Here is a 19656-nt window from a genome sequence, read left to right on the forward strand (position 1 = left end):
AAATACATGTTGTTTTAAATAGTAATACACCGCCATTTATTGCCAACAAAAGGCTAACGCGTTTTTAAAAATAAAGAGTTAAGTAACATATAATAAAGCTGCATTTATGGCTTTTATATAACCCTAAATACAGCTTTTAATTTGATTTAAAGTACAAGACTAGCTGTTATTCCCAATCAAGAATAACCTTACCTGATTGACCAGAGCGCATGACATCAAAGCCCTCTTGGAAATCATCGATCTTGTAATGGTGAGTAATAATTGGTGATAGATCTAAACCTGATTGAATCAAGGTTGCCATCTTGTACCATGTTTCAAACATTTCACGGCCATAGATACCTTTGATGATCAAACCTTTGAAGATCACTTGGTTCCAATCGATTGCCATGTCTGATGGTGGAATACCTAGCAGTGCAATTTTACCGCCGTGGTTCATGCTTGATAGCATGCTGTTAAATGCCGCAGGATTACCCGACATTTCCATGCCCACGTCAAAGCCTTCTTTCATGCCAAGCTCTGCCATCACATCCGTCAGGCTTTCTTTAGCAACGTTAATCGCACGGGTCACGCCCATTTCGCGTGCAAGATCTAAACGGTATTCGTTCACATCAGTGATCACTACGTGACGCGCACCCACGTGTTTTGCTACTGCCGCAGCCATAATGCCAATTGGACCTGCACCTGTGATCAGCACATCTTCACCCACTAAGTCGAACGACAGCGCGGTGTGAACAGCATTGCCGAACGGGTCGAAAATAGACGCTACATCATCTGAAATATCATCAGGAATTTTGAATGCGTTAAATGCAGGGATCACTAAGTATTCCGCAAATGCACCTTCACGGTTTACACCAACACCAATGGTATTTCGGCATAAGTGGGTACGGCCACCACGACAGTTTCGGCAGTGACCACACGTAATATGGCCTTCACCTGAAACGCGATCGCCAATAGCAAAGCCACGCACTTCCTGACCCATCCCAACCACTTCACCGACATACTCATGACCAACAACCATAGGTACAGGGATCGTTTTTTGTGACCATTCATCCCAATTGTAGATATGAACATCAGTACCACAGATTGCTGTTTTCTTGATGCGGATAAGCAGATCGTTATGACCAACTTCAGGCTTATCTACTTCAGTCATCCAGATGCCTTCTTCAGGCTTTAACTTAGAAAGAGCTTTGATTTTCATTATATTATTCGCTTATTTCTTTAGGATACAACATGCTTTTCAGCATCCATCTACTACTGCATGTTATTGAAACTTTGCCTTACCATGCAGCAGTAGCAATATGTTTTTGTCACATTGAATAACGTGATTCTTTAATTAGATAATGCCCATCTCTTTACCTACTTCGATAAAGGCATCAATCGCTTTATCCAGTTGTTCTGGTGTATGTGCTGCTGACATTTGCGTACGAATACGTGCTTTGCCTTTTGGTACAACAGGGAATGAAAAACCAACCACGTAAATACCTTTTTCTAGGGCATGCTCGGCAAACTCTGCCGCAATTTTTGCATCACCTAACATGATAGGAATGATCGCGTGATCAGCCCCTGCCATCGTAAAGCCAGCTTCTGTCATGCTAGTACGGAAATGCGTCGAGTTACTCCATAAACGATCGCGAAGTTCGCCGCTTTCCGCTAATAAATCAATAACGCGATTTGAAGCAGAAACAATTGCAGGCGCTACTGAGTTAGAGAACAGGTATGGACGTGAACGTTGACGTAACCAGTCAATCACTTCTTTCTTACCTGCAGTATAACCGCCTGATGCACCACCCATCGCTTTACCTAATGTGCCGGTAATAATGTCGATACGATCCATAACGTTATGGTATTCATGCGTACCACGACCATTTGCGCCCATAAAGCCAACAGCGTGAGAGTCATCAACCATCACAAGTGCGCCGTATTTTTCAGCTAAATCACAGATAGCAGGTAGGTTCGCGACGACACCGTCCATTGAGAAAACGCCATCAGTCACGATTAATGTATTACGCGCACCTGCTTCTTTTGCTGCAATTAATTGTTGCTCTAATTCTGCCATATCATTGTTGGCATAACGGAAACGCTTCGCTTTACATAAACGTACACCGTCGATAATTGACGCGTGGTTTAATGCATCAGAAATAATCGCATCTTCTGCACCTAAAATCGTTTCAAATAAGCCCGTATTTGCATCAAAACATGAGGTATAAAGAATCGTATCTTCCATACCTAGGAAATCAGACAGCTTACGCTCTAACTCTTTATGCGCATCTTGTGTACCACAAATGAAACGTACAGACGCCATGCCAAAACCGTGCTCATCCATTCCCTCTTTAGCAGCTTTAATCAACTCAGGGTGGTTGGCTAAACCAAGGTAATTGTTGGCACAGAAATTTAAGACTTCTTGACCCGATTGGATATATACCGCTGCTTTTTGCGGTGATGTGATCACACGCTCAGATTTGTATAACCCTTCACTTTTTACATCTTCAATTTGTTTTTGGATTTGGGTATAGAATGCAGAAGTCATGATTTCCCTCACAGTATTATTATGGTTAATGTTGGTTAGCATAAATGAGCTAACAACATTCTTATTACATGATATAAACAACTATCATAGCGATTATGTCCGAATAAAAATCGTAGCCATGCTTTGTTTTACACTATTTGTATTCCTAAATCTTAATTAATCCAATACAGATAACTACAAGCTAATATTGCCATTCTAAATCATGCTAAAAACAACTATTATCCCCTGCGATGGAAAATGATTAATGAACTGTAGGCACAAATAAATGGATACACATAAACTCATCGCACTAATGCCAGATTTAGCCACCTTCATCGTTATTGTAGATGAGGGCAGTTATACTGCGGCTTCACGCAAATTAGGTGTTACGCCATCCGCTCTCAGTAAACAAATCGCACGGTTAGAAAAAGCCTTATCAGTAAAGCTATTAGAACGTACAACACGTAAATTAATGATAAGTGAATCGGGTAATCGTATTTACAAACAATGCACCCAGATGATTGATGCGGCTAAACAAGCAATTGAAATTTCAAGTTCTGAGCATACTGTGCCCTCAGGGACTGTCACAATTGCAGCACCAAAAGCCTTTATGAATATTCTTCTTCAACCTTTAGTTAAACCTTTCTTAACACAATATCCTGAAGTAAATTTAAAATTAAAAGCCTGTGATGGTGACATTGATATTATCGCCGAAGGCATTGATGTGGTATTTCGTTTAACATAAAGACCCTCTGAAGGCTTAGTGCTAAAGAAAATTGGCAAAGTAAACCTGACTTTGTGTGCCAGCCCTAACTATATTGCCAAGCGTGGGATGCCAATACATCCCCGCGATTTGAAACTCCACGACTGTTTATATCTCGCTGAGACTAATATCGATCACATATGGGATTTTGATAAGAACGGGGAACAAATAACCGTTGCAGTTTCTGGTCGTTATGCCGTCAATCACTCACAAATGCGATTAAACGGCGTAAAAGATGATTTGGGCATTGGGATATTTCCTGACTTTGTAATCAAACACGATCTTGTTGCTGGCAAGGTGATCAAAGTGTTACCAGATTGGACTATTCGAGGCAATTATCACGGTGATATTGCACTGCAATACGCACAAAGTAAGTTTATGCCAGCAAGGATTCGTGCAGTCATTGACTATTTTACGGCTCATTTGACTCTTTAATGAAAATTGAAGTTGAGTAATTTGCTCAATCTCTCCTTTTTAACGCTAGAGTCATTATTTTAATAACAATTCATCGATTATTTTTTCGTGATGGTTGATACTCTAACAACACTAAGTAATTATAAATAAAAGCATTTTTATACAACTAGACGTTAAAAAATGCACTAATACATCAAGGATAGAGCATATGAATGCTAAAATTATCGAAAACCACGATGAGTTGATGTACTGGATGAATTTAGTTGAAAAAGAGTATGGACACTCAATTTTGACTAATACTTCTATTCATTTTGTATCTGGTACATATGAAGATGGTACCACAGGCCACGCGATTGAAATCACTAATGATCAAGAAGAGCTTATTGCACGCTCTCCAGTTAGCCTAGAATTAATGAATTTTGCTAATAAAATGCAGTCTGTAGTTTCGAATCAAGGCCTACAAAGTTTAAAAGGCAATACGACTCGATTACATTAATAATAAATTCATATTATCTTTTCTAATGAATTATAAAAAGCCACTAACCCAGTGGCTTTTTTGTTAGATGTAAAGCATGATTCAATCACCAATAAAAAGTGATTACGATCTTTCAATAAGAAAAGTAAGTATTAAGCCATTTATAACGAGGTTTCTTTCCCACACAATGAGTAATAATAACAACAAAAGGCTCAGTATCCTTTTAAAGCTTAACACCTACATTACGCCTTATAAGTGGCGTGTGGTAGCTGCTTTAGCTGCGCTTCTCACCACAGCAAGTCTTACACTTTCAATTGGTTATGGGGTTCGTATTTTGATTGATCAGGGTTTTGCCCAACAATCACTAACCGACCTTCGCCATGCCATTCAATTTATTATTGGCGTGACTATCTGTATCGCAATTGGCACATATTTCCGTTTTTATCTCGTTTCTTCCGTTGGTGAGAGAGTGAGTGCTGATATCCGTCTCGCCGTATTTAACCATGTGATCTCACTACACCCTAGTTATTTTGAAACCAACAGTAGTGGCGATATTATGTCACGACTAACGACTGATACCGCTTTATTGCAAAGTATTATTGGTTCCTCATTTTCAATGGCCATGCGCAGTGCATTATTATGTTTAGGCGCCATAATCATGTTGTTTGCGACCAACTTTAAACTCACATTTATCGTTCTTGCTTCCGTCCCTTTTGTATTAATACCTATCTTATTTTTCGGACGACGTGTTCGCGCATTATCAAGAAAAAGCCAAGATACTATGGCTGATATTGGCAGTTATGCTGGAGAAGCCATTGAGCATATTAAAACAGTACAAAGTTTTAGTGCTGAGCAACATGAAAAGCAAGCTTTTGCAGATGAAGTAGAAAAAGCCTATGACGTGGGGCGACAACGAGTAAAACAACGCGCTATTTTAATAGCTGTTGTAATTGCCATCGTTTTTAGTGCAATTGCAGGCATGTTGTATGTAGGCGGCAGTGATGTGATAAATGGTGAAATGTCAGCTGGTGATTTAGGTGCTTTCGTTTTTTACGCCATCATGGTTGCATCTTCAATGGCAAATATTTCAGAAGTGCTTGGTGAGTTACAAAGAGCAGCAGGCGCGACTGAAAGACTCATAGAGATCCTTCAAGTAAAAAGTGATATTTGTACGCCAGATGATCACGAATCAATTGACTGTTCTCACCCATCAGACATTCGTTTTAACAATGTGAGCTTTCACTACCCTTCTCGCTTAAATCATCCTGCTATCAATCAATTAAACTTAGTTGCTGAACAAGGTAAAGTTTTAGCTCTTGTAGGGCCTTCAGGTGCCGGTAAAACAACACTTTTTGAATTACTTCAACGCTTTTACGATCCACAACAAGGTCAAGTTTTAGTTGGTAACAAAGATATTCGCCAATTTGCTCCAAATGAACTTCGTCAACACATGGCACTCGTTCCGCAGCAACCTGCATTATTCAGTAATGATGTATTCTATAACATTCGTTACGGCAACCCAGATGCAACAGATGAAGAAGTAATTGATGCGGCAAAAAAAGCTCATGCCCATGAGTTTATTGAAAAACTACCTAATGGTTATCATAGCTTTTTAGGCGAGCGAGGCGTGCGTTTATCTGGCGGTCAGAAACAAAGAATTGCGATTGCACGAGCGATCCTTAAAAACCCTAAAATTCTTCTACTTGATGAAGCAACCAGTGCGCTAGATAGTGAGAGCGAACACTATGTACAGCAAGCACTTGAAGAACTTATGAAAGATCGTACTACATTAATCATTGCTCACCGACTATCAACGATACAGCACGCAGATAAAATCGCTGTATTAGAGGGTGGAGAACTTATTGATGAAGGCGATCATGAATCATTACTTAAAAGCTGCGAACTTTACCAGCGCTTAGTTCATCTTCAGTTCAAGCATTTAGAGTAAAACAATCTCGATTAGTAAATATTCACTCGTAATAACTTAAATAGCCGACACTCCGTCGGCTGTTTTTTACATCAATTTAAGACACTTTTGATTATTCATCTGTGCATTGGCTTCATTTTTAAAATATAAGCCAATCACTTCGTTAAAATCTATTTGATTATGAAACAGTAAGCTCTAAAGTATGGCTACAGCTTTGTAATGTGTATGGAATTTGTGATGGAAAAATATATTGGCCTAATGTCTGGCACTAGCATGGATGGCGTAGATGCCGTTCTGGTTGAAATGAATGATGACAATATTAAGCTATTAGGTAATCATGACTACCCTATGCCAAGTGATTTAAAACAAGCCCTCTTGGATGTTTGTATCGGTCAAAGCACAAACCTTCAACAAATTGGCGAGCTTGATCATCGCTTGGGTCAGCTCTTTGCCGATGCCGTTAATGCCTTACTAGAAAAAACACAAACACCTGCCAGTGCAATTAAAGCCGTAGCCAGTCACGGTCAAACCGTTTTTCATGCTCCAGATTCACCCTATCCTTTTACCATGCAATTAGGTGACGCCAATATCATTGCCGCTAAAACAGGTATTACCACCGTGGCTGATTTTCGCCGTAAAGACATGGCATTTGGCGGTCAAGGCGCGCCATTAGTGCCTGCATTCCACCAGCAACTGTTTAGCGATAAAAACATTAATCGTGTCATTTTAAACATTGGCGGTATTTCTAATATAACCGTTCTGACACCGAATAAACCTGTGATAGGTTTTGATACCGGTGTAGGCAACATGTTAATGGATGCATGGATCAATCTGCATCTTCAACAAAGCTATGATAAAAATGCACAATGGGCATTATCAGGTACCGTAAATATAGAGCTATTAGCTAACCTACTCAGCGAACCTTACCTATCATTATCTGCACCGAAAAGTACCGGACGAGAATTGTTTAACTTGCCTTGGTTAGAGCAACATTTAGCAGGTTTAACCATTAAGCCTGAAGATGTACAAGCAACCTTAGCGGAATACACAGCAGTAACCATTGCCAACGATGTAAGACAAACAGCGCAAGATACACCCGATAACATGCCTAATGAGTTATTAGTGTGTGGTGGCGGAGCCCATAACCCATTAATAATGCGTCGTTTAACACAGCTGCTAACTGATTGGACAGTGACGACCACCAATGAGCGTGGTGTCGATAGCGATAACATGGAAGCAATGGCATTTGCATGGCTTGGTTATCGTACACTCCATGGTTTATCCGGTAATTTACCCGAAGTGACTGGCGCATCGCAATTAACCACATTAGGTGCGATTTACCCTGCACAGTGATTTATGACGCTGACCTAAAATAACGAAGAAACAATCTGTTATACTCATTGCCATCATTAAAAACCACTCTTTTCAGTGGTTTTTAACATGGCACACGCTCAATTGAAGACAGATCTAATATGAATACAATGAACAATAATGCGTTAGATTCCGATCATATTTGCGCAAAAGATTTGAACCAAATCGCCCTAATTTCATGTTCAACTCAATATGATGAACAAAGCGTCAACAACGTGGTTGATACTTTTATTGCCCAGGGCTACATGGTTACCACCAAATATTTAAACCAAGTGATTTCCGACATCGGTTATGTGAATACAGATCAAGAACGAGCAAATAACCTTATTGCCGCTTTACTGGATCCAACGATTGATGTTCTATGGTTCTTCCGTGGTGGTGGTGGCGCATTAAACCTCTTGCCCTTTTTACACGCTTACAAAACACAGTTGCTGGAAATAAAACCAAAAATGATTGTTGGTTTTAGCGATGTTACGGCTATCCATAGTTTTATTAATAACGAATTAGGCTGGCAATCGGTACATGCTGTTAACGCTTCAACCAATCAAGCGACCAACGGCGGTAATGAACAACCTATTCCTGATTTAAAAACCTTAATAAATGACGGTGTGAGCTACAACAACGTATTGCCTCTCAATGATTTAGCTAAGAGCGCATCTGTATCGGGTCAGCTTATCGGTGGCAATCACACATTAGTTTCAGCTACCTTTGGCACACATTACCAACCTGATTTTTCAAATAAAGTCTTATTGTTGGAAGATATTGGCGTCACTTACCGCCAACTTGATCGCTATCTTCAGCAATTACTGTTCTTAAAAGACTTTGACGTTAATGCGATTGTGTTTGGACAGTACTACAACATGGATCCTAACGATCAAGACCGTCTAATGTATAAACATGTGCTTGAACAATTTGCTAAACAACTTGGCAAACCCGTGTATTACTTCCCTTTTATCGGTCACGGTAAATATAACCAACCAGTTATTTTTGGTCGTCAAGTTTCGTTACAGCGTCACGAATTGAACGAACATGGTATGCCATCTGATTACTGTAATTTGACGCAAAATTAAGACATAAAAAAACGGTGAAAGGCTATCAACCTTTCACCGTTTTTTCTAAGCGAGAGTTGATTACTTCGCTTGCGCCTTCAAGAATTTCTTCACTTTCTTCATTGCCATTTGGCGCTTAAGAGGTGATAGATAATCAATGAAAAGAATACCTTTTAAGTGATCAATTTCATGCTGTAATGCAATAGCAAGGAAATCATCACGCTCAAGGTGAATATCATTACCATCACGATCAAGCGCTGTTAATTCGATTTTTTCAAAACGCTCTACATCTGCGTAGTAATCAGGAACAGATAAACAACCTTCTTGACCAACAACAGGATTTTCACCACGAACAATCTTAGGGTTTACGAATACATGTGGCTCGTTGCGCTCTTCAGATAAGTCGATAACAATGATAGATTCTTTACGGCCAACTTGAGGTGCCGCTAAACCAATACCATTACCTGTTTCGTACATGGTGTGAAGCATGTCATCAATTAGCGTTTGAATGTGCTCAGCTTTTACGTCTGCAACATCTTCTGCTTGAACACGTAGCTTTGGATTTGGTTCGGTTAAAATTTCTAAAACTGCCATTTTCTCTCTACTTACTTAATGGTGTTAAATACCTTGCTGGGTCGTAACTTATCAGATAGGCGCTAACTCTCAAAGTGATAATTCATATCGTTACTTTATGATTAACAAATTACAGAAAATAGCGTGTAAAAAACAATTGTTTTTTTCAATTACACTAATAGGTAGTATTTATAGTTTGGATAATTTTTAAATGTTGGCAGCCCAGTTTTCACCATGTTCATTATCAAAAGCACGTTGTAAGCTTTTATAAAGCATGATTTTTTCTATCGGTTTAGAGACATAATCATCCATACCGACACTCAAACAACGTTTTTTCTCTTCCTCCATAACATTTGCTGTTAAGGCTATTATGATAGGTCGAGACATTGAAGGCATTTCTCTAATTAATTCAGTTGCCTCTAACCCACCCATATTGGGCATTTGACAATCCATTAATATCACATCGGCGGTATTTTCTATCATATACTCAACCGCCTGAATCCCATCATTAACAATAGTGATGTTTTTCAAACCAAATGCGGTTAAAAATGCCTTAATTAATTGTTGATTAACCATACTGTCTTCAACCACTAAAATCTTACGATCTTCATACATGCTAAGGTTGGTGATTAATGCATGATCTTCATCATTTTCTTTTCTCTGAATATCAGATTGTTTTAGTGGTATATCGAACCAAAACTCTGTGCCATTACCAATGATACTTTCAACCTGTAATTTTGCCGACATTAATCGACATAAGCTGTTAGATATGGATAAACCAAGCCCTGTACCACCAAATTGGCGAGAAATAGAGCCATCAGCTTGAGTATAAGAATCAAAGATAAACGCAAGTTTTTCTTCAGCAATGCCAATACCCGTATCTTTCACTTTAAAGCGCAGCCATTGAATATGTTTATCGTTATATTTTTTTAATTCTTCGCACTGCTGCTCAGGCGCATCTCGCTTTTCAACAACTAATTTTACCGAACCTGTATGGGTGAATTTAACCGCGTTACCAATAAGATTAATTAGAATTTGTCTTAACCGCCCTTCATCTGCGGTATAGCTATCTGCCAGCCCCTCGCCTAATTCTGTTGATAATTGTATTTTTTTTATCTTGGCTTGATGGATAAATGGGGTCGCACAGCTATGCACAAACGGCTTTAAATTAAATGACGTCATGTGTAATTCCACATTACCCGACTCTAATTTAGAATAATCCAATATTTCATTGATAATAACTAACAATGAATAAGCCGACTCTTTGATATAACCAATCTGCCGTTGTGATTCCTGATCTAAATTTCGCTCTTCTAAACATTGTACAAAGCCAAGGACTCCATTCATTGGTGTTCTAATTTCATGGCTCATATTCGCCATAAATTCGGCTTTTATTTTTATCGCTTCACTTAAATCGTTTGCCTGCTCTCGTAATTTCCTATTTAAGCCTTGTAGCTTACTTTCCGTGTTGTAAATACACTCATCGGCTTTTTTTAACTCACTGGCTAATAAGGATACTTCCCCTTCTGCATCTTCAACTTCTGTAATATTCACACCGCCCGAACCAATTTTGGGAAGTTGGCTAATCAAAAATGTCAGTGGTCTTGTCACCTTGCGGTACATGTAAACTAAAATGAAGATAATAAAAAAAAAATGGGAGAATAAAAACAAAAAGCTGTATTAATATCGTCCGAATAATTTCAGCCGAACTGTAATATATAACGTAATTAAAAATATTATCGCCATTAAAAGATACCGGATAAGTAAGGGTATAGTTCCCCTCATAAATAGATAAACCCGGTGTTTGTGCTAATGGCGCATAACTGTTGCCATCATTCTTCTCATAAAAATGAATTAAATTTCCATCTAAATCATACAGTGATAAAGAGAGTATTTTTTTATGGGTTTCTAATGAGCGATTTAATTCTATCGACGTTTCTGTGTCTTTATAAATAGCGGCATCAATAATTAATGGTGAAAAGGTATTCATCATTACTTTAATGTCTTTTACGACCCGCTGGGTATTATTGTTATAACTAATATATAGCGCTGTTAACATAACACACAGTAAAACACTGCTCATTACCAGCGCTATTTTGCTGAACAAACTCGTTTTATGGTACAAATGATGAACATCAATATCATGTGAAATCTTGCCGTTTAATCGCCCACTCTTCCCATTTTTAAGAGAATTATCGTCCAATTTATTTTTCATCATTAACCCTCTAGATCATATTACTTCTCTATGGGTAGTCCTTTTGCTGACCAATCTAACCACGAACCATCATAATGAGCGACATTAAATCCAGCTTGTTTTAATAAGAAATAAGATAATGTTGAAGCTGTGCCTTTATTACAGTATGTGATTGTTTTCTTTTTATTATCTAAGTTACTTAATATGCCCGATAATTCTGATTTGGGTTTTAATATTTTTTGACCATCTGTATTAGTTGTAAAAAACTCACTTAGTTTGATATATTTTGCTTTAGGTATTCGACCATATTTATCTGTTACTGATTTTTTTCCTAAATATTCATCATACGTGCGGCTATCATAAAGCTCATAATTAGGATTATGAACAGCGACTTTTGCTACCGTCGTACTCGCATAGATATTAGATTTCAAGACAGGAACAAAATCAGACTTAGGTAATGTATTTACTGTTCGAGTCAATAAATTATGTTGTTGCCATGCATTCAGCCCACCATTAAGTATTGCGATATTTTTCACGCCATATAGCTCTAATACCCAAAATAAGCGTGACGCATGCATGAGATCGCCTTGGTCATAAACAATTATCTTGCTGTCTTTTGTTACCCCTTTCTCACGTAAAAGAGGGGCAATAGTGACCTTATTTTTGACGTAATAAACACCGTCTTTAATAGCATAAGTGTCATCAACAGGAAAACTGATTGCGGTAGGTATATGCCCTTTATCATAATCTTCTTTCGCACGGGTATCGAAAATCACAACAGGATGTTTATCTACAATCTGCGTTTTTAACCAATCAGGCTCTGCGACCATATCTTGCTGAGCAAAGGCATTACTACTCAATAACGCCCAAGTTACAAACATAAAATATGCTACGAACTTCGAGAGATCTCGCCTTTGAATCATTCTTCCCATCCTTATCACCCTGCAATACTGAATTTTATCAACACACAATAAAGTGACCCACCTAAAAGCACAGCAATTAACCAGCCAATATATTAAATATACAAACTATTTATTTATCAGTTAGTTAAACTTTATTAATTAAAATTGTTATTCCAAAAATGCATTTTGCAAAGCAAATTAGCGCTTGATGACTGTTTTTTTAGACATTGCCATTGCATAAAAATAATGTTTTATATCAATATGATATTTATCAATATCTTCATTTCATTACCTTTCATAAGTATAGGGTGATTACCAATAGATATTTGTTTTATGCTGTTTATCAAAAGTCTTTAGGATGAATAAGAAGCCCGATCGTAAAACGGCGATGTTGAGTATAATCAGCCAAGTGAAACAACAATTTCCTCTTTTATGATGAAAGCACGTTTGCCTGTGGCCCTTATAGCAAATGTGTAGGTTGACCAAAAAAACTGTTAGAGCTCGTTGATACTGATTTAACCTATTGGGAATCCGTTATTTCACGCGGTGAAACACCGCAATTTGACGAGATACGTCGATTTGGCAAACTTTGTTAAAATGTTCGTCGCGCATTAATAAGAAACAACATCATTAGTAACTAGTTGTTTTTGTCTTCTCTGCCCAACTACATACAGCCGATTGTTAAGCGTGATATAATCTACACGTATTTGCGTTAGTTAGTGCACCGCATTAGCTATTTAATGATTTATTTTGAGATTCTACATGCCATTCTCTAAGCTTGGATTAAACGATTCTATCGTTAAAGCCGTAACCGAAATGGGTTACACCTCTCCTACTCCTATTCAAGAAAAAGCCATTCCTGTTGCATTAACCGGTAAAAACTTGATGGCAGCAGCACAAACAGGTACGGGTAAAACCGCCGGTTTTGTACTGCCTATTCTACAAATGCTAGATGATGGCACCAAGGTTCGCGCAAAACGTATACGTGCACTCATTCTTGCGCCTACACGTGAATTAGCCGTTCAAGTAGAAGACAATATTAAGCAATACAGTAAGCACTTAAATTTAGCGTCAATGGCAATGTACGGTGGTGTTGATTACGAACCACAAAAACGTCGCTTAATTGAAGGTGTCGATATTCTTGTCGCCACCCCTGGTCGTCTATTAGATATGTACACTAAACGTGCAATCCACTTTGATGCCATTGAAACTCTTGTACTTGATGAAGCTGACCGTATGTTAGATATGGGCTTTATTGAAGACATTAATAAGATTGTTGAGCGCTTACCTGTTGATCGTCAAAACATGCTGTTCTCTGCAACGCTTTCAGATCAAGTGCGTTTCCTTGCAAAAACAGCGGTGCGTAATCCCATTGAAATCTCAGTTGCAAAAGATGCTTCTGCTGATCCAAAGATCGATCAGTGGCTTGTAACTGTTGATAAAGACATGAAATCTGCTCTGCTGAGCAGTTTGATCCAAGAACAAAAGTGGGATCAAGCATTAATCTTTATCGAAACGAAACATGGCGCAGCAAAACTGGTTACCCAATTAGAAAAGCGTGGCATTTCAGCTGAGTCTTTCCATAGTGGTCGTAGCCAAGCAGTACGTTCTCAGTTATTGGAAGATTTTAAAAACGGTAAGTTGCAATATCTTATTGCCACAGGTGTCGCTTCGCGTGGTATCGACATTGAGCAACTGACTCGTGTTGTTAACTACGATCTACCGTTCCCACCAGAAGAATATGTTCACCGTATTGGTCGTACGGGTCGTGCAGGTGCATCGGGTGAAGCAATTTCATTTGTTTCACGCGATAACTTTAAAAATCTATGCATGATTGAAAGCCTACTTGGTCATTTGATCACACGTAAAGAAATCGAAGGGTTTGTACCGAAAAAAGACGTACCCGTTTCGGTGTTAAACTACAAACCTAAATTTAAAAAACCTATGACACCTCGTGACGGCGATAGTGAAAGCTCTGAGCGAAAACCTCGTCGCGATACACGTACGAAAAACAATGCGCCACGTGGTGGGAATACAAAGTCAACTAAGCCTAAACGTCGTAAACCAATTACTGATCGTGATACGGGCATTCCACGTATCCCACGAAATAAAGCAAAACCTGCGCAGTAAGTACAGCGTTAAACTTTAAACAAAAAATGGCGAGATGGACTGAATATACTTTCTAATAAAGTGTATTCAGTCCATCTCGCCATTTTTATATCTGTCGTTATATTACGCTTTTGCTGTATCTAACTCTGTTGCCGAATTTTGCTCTGGACGCTTTAATATAGCGTAAGAAATACCCGTTACTAATGTACCAGCAATAATTGCAACAAGGTAAAGTAGTGGCGGTGTAATGGCGTTAGGGATCAATAGTACAAACAATCCACCATGAGGTGCCATTAGTTTTGCACCAAACAACATCGATAATGCGCCGGTTAATGCGCCACCTAACATACAGCATGGAATAACACGCATTGGATCGCGCGCTGCAAATGGGATCGCACCTTCAGAAATAAAGCATAAACCTAATACGAAAGAGGCTTTACCCGCTTCATTTTCACTAGCCGCAAATTTACGTTTTGCAAGGAACGTTGCTAGACCCATACCCATTGCTGGCACCATACCTGCAGCCATTACCGCAGCCATCGGCGCATAAGTATGTGAAGCTAATAAACCCACACCAAAGGTGTAAGCCGCTTTATTCACTGGCCCGCCAAGGTCAAAGCACATCATGCAGCCTAAAATCACACCTAAAAGCACAGCATTTGCAGAGCCCATTGTATTGAGGAAGTGGGTTAATCCTTCCATGGCTGCTGATACTGGACCACCAACAATGTAGATCATTACAAGACCAGTAATTAAACTCGCCACCAGCGGAATGATTAAAATAGGATTTAATGCATCCATCGATTGTGGCAGTCTCACTTTTTCAGCTAAGAATTTTGCGCTGTAACCTGCAAGGAAACCTGCAACAATACCGCCTAAGAATCCCGCGCCTGTGGCACTTGCTAACATACCGCCAATGAGACCAGGTGCTAGACCCGGACGATCTGCAATGGAGAAGGCGATAAAGCCAGCTAGTACAGGAACCATCAATGCAAAAGCAGATTCACCACCAATCTTCATTAAGGCTGCCGCTAATGTGCCCTGCTCTTTAAATGCCTCGATACCAAAAACAAACGACAGCGCAATAGACAAGCCCCACCCGCAACTACTAATGGCAACATGTAAGATACACCTGTCATTAAGTGTTTATAAACGCCTGCTTTTTCTTCTTTCTTCTCGCTATTTTCTTTAACGGTATGTGTATAAGGCGTTGCTTGTTCAAACGCCTTTTCTATTTCTTGTGTTGTTTTCTTTAGAGCCAATCCAGTGCTGGTTTTATACAACGCTTTACCATTAAAACGAGATAAGTCGACATCAATGTCGGCGGCAATAATCACTAAATCAGCGGCTTCAATTTCCTCGGCTTTTAACTGGTTTTTAGCGCCTACTGAACCACGTGTTTCAACTTTAATCTCATAACCTTGACGTTTGGCTTCCGTCTCTAACGCTTCTGCTGCCATAAACGTATGCGCAACACCTGTTGGGCACGCGGTGATTGCTACAATCTTTTTCTTGGTCGATATAGCTTGAGTTGCCACACTTTCAACAGTCAGTTCTGATGCCTGTTCAACCGCTTTTTGTAACCACGCGGTTGGGTTTTCCATGCAAGCAGCAACATCAGCACGAAAGACTCGCTTACCAACAAAACGTTGCTCATCAATAGCTAGGTTTTCATTAGCGGCAATCACAATACAGTCTGCTTGTTCGATCTGTAGTTGTGTCAGCATATTGGTTGGTTTTAACGATGTATGGCGCTCAATATTGGCTTGCCATTTTAATTCGTCGGCAGCTTTTTCAAGTAAACCTGCAGCAATTAAACTTGTTGCGATACCGCTTGGACATGCGGTAACAATACTAATTTTCATTATTCGACCCCTGCACTTTTCACGTTATATTTTATGAGTTATGAAAGTTGAACGTTATCTTCGATTGCTTTGACTGCGCTAATATCATCAACACCAACACCTACTTGTGTGACTGCATACGCTGATAGTGCCGTTGCAAAACGTAATGTCTCTGATTTTGTCCAATGCTGCAGGTGTCCCCAACACATACCTGCAACTAAGGTATCACCCGCACCAACAGTACTGACTACCGTCATTTTGGGCGGCTCGGCACGTAACCAACCTTCATGATTGCGCCACATCACTCCTTTCGCACCCAGTGACACCACCACATTTTCAATGCCTTTAGTAGCAAGCAGCTCTGCCACTTCAATGATTTCTTCATCGCTGTGTAATTCACATTTTGCCCAGTCAGCTAATTCTTCATCATTTGGTTTAACCAACCATGGTTTTGCGTCTAACCCTTCAGCAAAAGCCGCTTTACTGCTATCAAACAACACTTGCTTACCTTGCTGTTGAAGCTGCTCGATCCATTTCGCGCATTGTTGGGTTGAAATTCCACGGGGTAAACTACCTGCGATAACAAAAACGTCATGGCTATTCGCAAGTTCAAATAATGTCGCTTCAAATTTCGCAATGTCAGTTGCATTTACTTCAACACCGGGGAAGTTTATGTCGCTTACTCGCCCATCTTGCTCTACCAATTTAACGTTGATACGTGTTGCGCCCGCGACCCTGACAAATTTGTCAGTGACACCAATTTGTTCAAATAACTGACAAAAACCGTCTTGGTTTTCACGCCCTAACAATCCCGTTACCGTTACTTCTGCACCTAATTCAGCGAGCACTTTTGCAACATTAACGCCTTTGCCAGCTGGGTGAAGTGAACCTGAATCCACCACATTCACCGTACCGGCAGTAAGAGATGATAAGTGCCCAGTTAGATCCAAGGCAGGATTTAACGTCACGGCGACAACTTTAAGTGAAGGTTTAATTACTGTTTCGCTCATTATTTTTACTCTAAAGTTTCTCGCCTAAACCATCGGCAATAACTTGGCCGATCGCCGTTAGTGCTTGTTCAGCATCACTACCACTGGCTGTAAATTTCAATTCGTTACCACATTTCACACCAAGTCCGATCACTTTCATTAAGCTCTTTGCATTAACCGCTTTGCTGCCGCCAGAAACATTAACGACTTGTATATCAGCATCAAACTTCTTGGTGGTATTAACTAGCATTGCCCCCGGACGAGCATGTAAGCCATGCGGGTTTTTAATCGTAAATATTGCACTATTGCCCTCTAATTGAGTTTGGGAAAGCACTGAACACATTTGCTCTGGGCTTGATGACAAAAACGCATCAACCGTTTGGCTATAAATCATCTGAGTAAGTTGTTCAATATTGGCTACATAGCTACTGTTTTTCGCCGCAATAACGATTAACCCTTTAACTGGATGATTATGTTCTTCAAAGATTGCTAACGGTGTCACAACAGCAATCGCTGTCCGCTCAACCTCTTGATTGCTACTTATTAGCCACAATCCCTGACCTAAGTAACTTGGCTCTTTTGCGACAATATCCGCCACCATTTGCTTACTAGCAAAGCCTTGATGCTTTATTAAGCCAGCACCAACCGCAATTAACTGCAATAAATCGGTCGCTGGAAAATCTTTTAAAATAAGTTGAGCATTACATTCTGCTTCCGATTGCTCAGAGCCCATTAAAATCGTAATAACTTCATCTGCTGAATCACAACGCTTTAATTTTTCTTCTATACCATCAGCTGAAAGCACTTTGGTTAATTGCTTTAAAATTTCGAGGTGCTCATCGGATTTAGCGGCGATCCCAATGGCTAAATAAACAGTTTGCCCCTCGCCCCAATCTACGCCTTGAGGAAAATGATGAACTTTTACGCCTGTTTTATTAACAAGATTTCGCGTCTCTGTTGTACCATGTGGGATCGCTATACCATTACCAAGATAGGTTGAGTTTTGGGCTTCACGCGCCAACATACCATTGACGTAACCCGTTTTAACTAAGCCCTCAGACTCTAACTCTGATGCCAGTACTTTGATTGCATCTTGTTTATTGTTTGCTGATTTACGCAAAGCAATATCGTGTTTTGATAATGACAACATCTCTAACTCCGATAGTATCGAATCTTATCCGTATTAGCTGAATCGTTTCAGCAAATGGTCAAATTAAAAGTTTCAGTCGAATTATAGGATTATTTTATACCTATAGATTCTGCTGAAACCTTTCAGCTTGAATACTGAATCGTTTCAGCATAAATTACAATTGATCAACGCATAGCGATTATCAGATCTATGATGAAACGCACAAATTGGCCTTAAATCTATACCTAGCATTATGAAACAAGGATAGGAATTGCTATTTATAGCAAAAGGCGCTGCAAAAACAATTTTAAAGAGAAGTATCAACTGATGACATTAAATGAAATTGCCAAGCTTGCTGGTGTATCAAGAACCACGGCTAGCTATATTATTAACGGTAAAGCTGAGCAATATCGAATCAGTGAGAAGACACAACAAAAAGTCCTCGCAGTGGTTAATGCGCATAATTATCGCCCAAACCATGCGGCGTCCTCCCTTCGTGCAGGAAGTAGTCAATCGCTGGGTTTGATCATCCCTGATCTCGAAAATACAAGCTATGCAAAGATTGCTAAATTATTAGAATTGAATGCTAGAACTGCAGGTTATCAAGTTATTATTTCGTGTAGTGATGATGATCCTGTCACTGAAGTAGACGTAGCAAATCTATTATTAAGCCGTAAATTAGACGCACTTATTGTTGCGAGTGCCCTTCCTGCTGATAATGAGTTTTACAAAAACGTACAGGCTAAAGGTACGCCTGTTATCGCCATTGACCGCGCATTAGATGATGAATACTTTGCATCCGTAATTAGTGAAGATCTTGAAGGGGCCTATGCATTAACGAACGCACTGTTAGATCAGCCTATTTCATCAATCGGCTTAATTGGGGCAGTCGCTGAGTTGGGTGTTTCGATTGAACGAGAACAAGGTTTTCAAGCCTCGATCAACAATCACCTCAAAACAGTGAATGTTAGTCTTGCCTATGGTGAACAATTTAGCCAACAGCATGGCGCGTTGATTGCTCAGCAATGGATTAATGCTCACTGCTTTCCTGAAGCGATCCTTGCCACTTCTTATACCTTGTTTGAAGGTGTTTTAGATTGTTTGTTAAAGCACCCTGATATAATGGCAAGAACATACTTGGCAACCTTTGGGGACAATCGCTTACTTGACTTTTTACCCAATAAAATCCAATCACTCCCACAGCAATTCGATTTAATTGCTGATCATGCGCTACAACTCGCCCTCTCTGCGATTCAAGGTCATTATCAGCAAGGCATTGAAGTCGTGCCAAGAAAAGTGATGCGCCGATAAATCAGTATGCATTACAAAATATCAGCATAATCTTTAATAACCCGTTAGATATTCAATACCTACAAGACATAAATAGATTGATAGGATGTGATATTAGTCG

The 19656-nt window shown here is 39.5% G+C and carries 14 protein-coding genes and 3 pseudogenes; 8 read left to right on the plus strand and 9 right to left on the minus strand.

What is annotated here, in order from left to right:
• Window positions 1–166: 166 nt before the first annotated feature.
• Window positions 167–1198 carry an L-threonine 3-dehydrogenase gene (tdh, locus tag SKA34_RS11875; protein ID WP_006645777.1) on the minus strand — a complete coding sequence of 344 codons (1032 nt, stop codon included), beginning with the start codon at window positions 1196–1198 and terminating at the stop codon, window positions 167–169.
• Window positions 1199–1333: 135 nt separating this feature from the next.
• Window positions 1334–2527 (minus strand): glycine C-acetyltransferase, encoded by a 1194-nt coding sequence (locus tag SKA34_RS11880; protein ID WP_006645778.1) that lies wholly within the window; start codon window positions 2525–2527, stop codon window positions 1334–1336.
• A 265-nt stretch (window positions 2528–2792) separates the two neighbouring features.
• On the opposite strand from SKA34_RS11880, the pseudogene SKA34_RS11885 reads away from it, so the two are divergent.
• The 5 genes and pseudogenes from SKA34_RS11885 to SKA34_RS11905 all read left to right on the plus strand — a co-directional run bounded on the left by SKA34_RS11885 (window position 2793) and on the right by SKA34_RS11905 (window position 8526).
• Window positions 2793–3704, plus strand: a pseudogene (locus SKA34_RS11885) (LysR family transcriptional regulator).
• A 187-nt stretch (window positions 3705–3891) separates the two neighbouring features.
• A complete protein-coding gene (locus SKA34_RS11890; protein WP_006645781.1) occupies window positions 3892–4179 on the plus strand; it encodes a hypothetical protein in 288 nt (95 codons plus the stop codon).
• Window positions 4180–4345: 166 nt separating this feature from the next.
• Window positions 4346–6106, plus strand: coding sequence for an ABC transporter ATP-binding protein/permease (locus SKA34_RS11895; protein ID WP_006645782.1), 1761 nt, complete (start codon window positions 4346–4348; stop codon window positions 6104–6106).
• Between the two features lie 216 nt (window positions 6107–6322).
• Window positions 6323–7438 (plus strand): anhydro-N-acetylmuramic acid kinase, encoded by a 1116-nt coding sequence (locus SKA34_RS11900; RefSeq protein WP_006645783.1) that lies wholly within the window; start codon window positions 6323–6325, stop codon window positions 7436–7438.
• Window positions 7439–7557: 119 nt separating this feature from the next.
• Window positions 7558–8526: an LD-carboxypeptidase gene (locus SKA34_RS11905; RefSeq protein WP_005367526.1), complete on the plus strand. Its 969-nt coding sequence runs from the start codon at window positions 7558–7560 to the stop codon at window positions 8524–8526.
• 60 nt (window positions 8527–8586) lie between these two features.
• Here the strand turns inward: SKA34_RS11905 and def are convergent, their stop codons facing one another.
• The 4 genes from def to SKA34_RS11925 form a co-directional block, all read right to left on the minus strand.
• Window positions 8587–9099, minus strand: coding sequence for a peptide deformylase (def, locus tag SKA34_RS11910; RefSeq protein WP_006645784.1), 513 nt, complete (start codon window positions 9097–9099; stop codon window positions 8587–8589).
• Between the two features lie 186 nt (window positions 9100–9285).
• Complete coding sequence (locus SKA34_RS22610) at window positions 9286–10689, minus strand: ATP-binding protein (RefSeq protein ID WP_232284271.1); 1404 nt, start codon at window positions 10687–10689, stop codon at window positions 9286–9288.
• The gene (locus tag SKA34_RS23660) at window positions 10661–11296 is read right to left on the minus strand and encodes a hypothetical protein (RefSeq protein ID WP_006645786.1); all 636 of its coding nucleotides are present in this window, start codon (window positions 11294–11296) and stop codon (window positions 10661–10663) included. The genes SKA34_RS22610 and SKA34_RS23660 overlap by 29 nt, the downstream gene beginning before the upstream one ends.
• A 17-nt stretch (window positions 11297–11313) precedes the next feature.
• Entirely contained in the window at window positions 11314–12204 is an 891-nt protein-coding gene (locus tag SKA34_RS11925) for a sulfurtransferase (RefSeq protein ID WP_232284272.1), read from the minus strand.
• A gap of 328 nt (window positions 12205–12532) precedes the next feature.
• Between SKA34_RS11925 and SKA34_RS23665 the strand changes: the two are divergent.
• Together SKA34_RS23665 and SKA34_RS11930 are read left to right on the plus strand one after the other, a co-directional pair.
• A pseudogene (locus tag SKA34_RS23665) lies at window positions 12533–12770 on the plus strand (hypothetical protein).
• Between the two features lie 166 nt (window positions 12771–12936).
• The gene (locus SKA34_RS11930) at window positions 12937–14304 is read left to right on the plus strand and encodes a DEAD/DEAH box helicase (protein ID WP_006645788.1); all 1368 of its coding nucleotides are present in this window, start codon (window positions 12937–12939) and stop codon (window positions 14302–14304) included.
• A gap of 102 nt (window positions 14305–14406) precedes the next feature.
• On the opposite strand, the pseudogene fruA reads toward SKA34_RS11930, so the two are convergent.
• The 3 genes and pseudogenes from fruA to fruB all read right to left on the minus strand — a co-directional run bounded on the left by fruA (window position 14407) and on the right by fruB (window position 18266).
• Window positions 14407–16148: pseudogene (fruA, locus tag SKA34_RS11935) on the minus strand (PTS fructose transporter subunit IIBC).
• Window positions 16149–16186: 38 nt separating this feature from the next.
• Window positions 16187–17137 (minus strand): 1-phosphofructokinase, encoded by a 951-nt coding sequence (pfkB, locus tag SKA34_RS11940; RefSeq protein WP_006645791.1) that lies wholly within the window; start codon window positions 17135–17137, stop codon window positions 16187–16189.
• A gap of 10 nt (window positions 17138–17147) precedes the next feature.
• The gene (gene fruB / locus SKA34_RS11945) at window positions 17148–18266 is read right to left on the minus strand and encodes a fused PTS fructose transporter subunit IIA/HPr protein (RefSeq protein WP_006645792.1); all 1119 of its coding nucleotides are present in this window, start codon (window positions 18264–18266) and stop codon (window positions 17148–17150) included.
• 306 nt (window positions 18267–18572) lie between these two features.
• On the opposite strand from fruB, the gene cra reads away from it, so the two are divergent.
• A complete protein-coding gene (gene cra, locus SKA34_RS11950) occupies window positions 18573–19556 on the plus strand; it encodes a catabolite repressor/activator (RefSeq protein WP_006645793.1) in 984 nt (327 codons plus the stop codon).
• Window positions 19557–19656 lie beyond the last annotated feature (100 nt).

Source organism: Photobacterium sp. SKA34 (assembly GCF_000153325.1).
Classification (GTDB): Bacteria; Pseudomonadota; Gammaproteobacteria; order Enterobacterales; family Vibrionaceae; genus Photobacterium.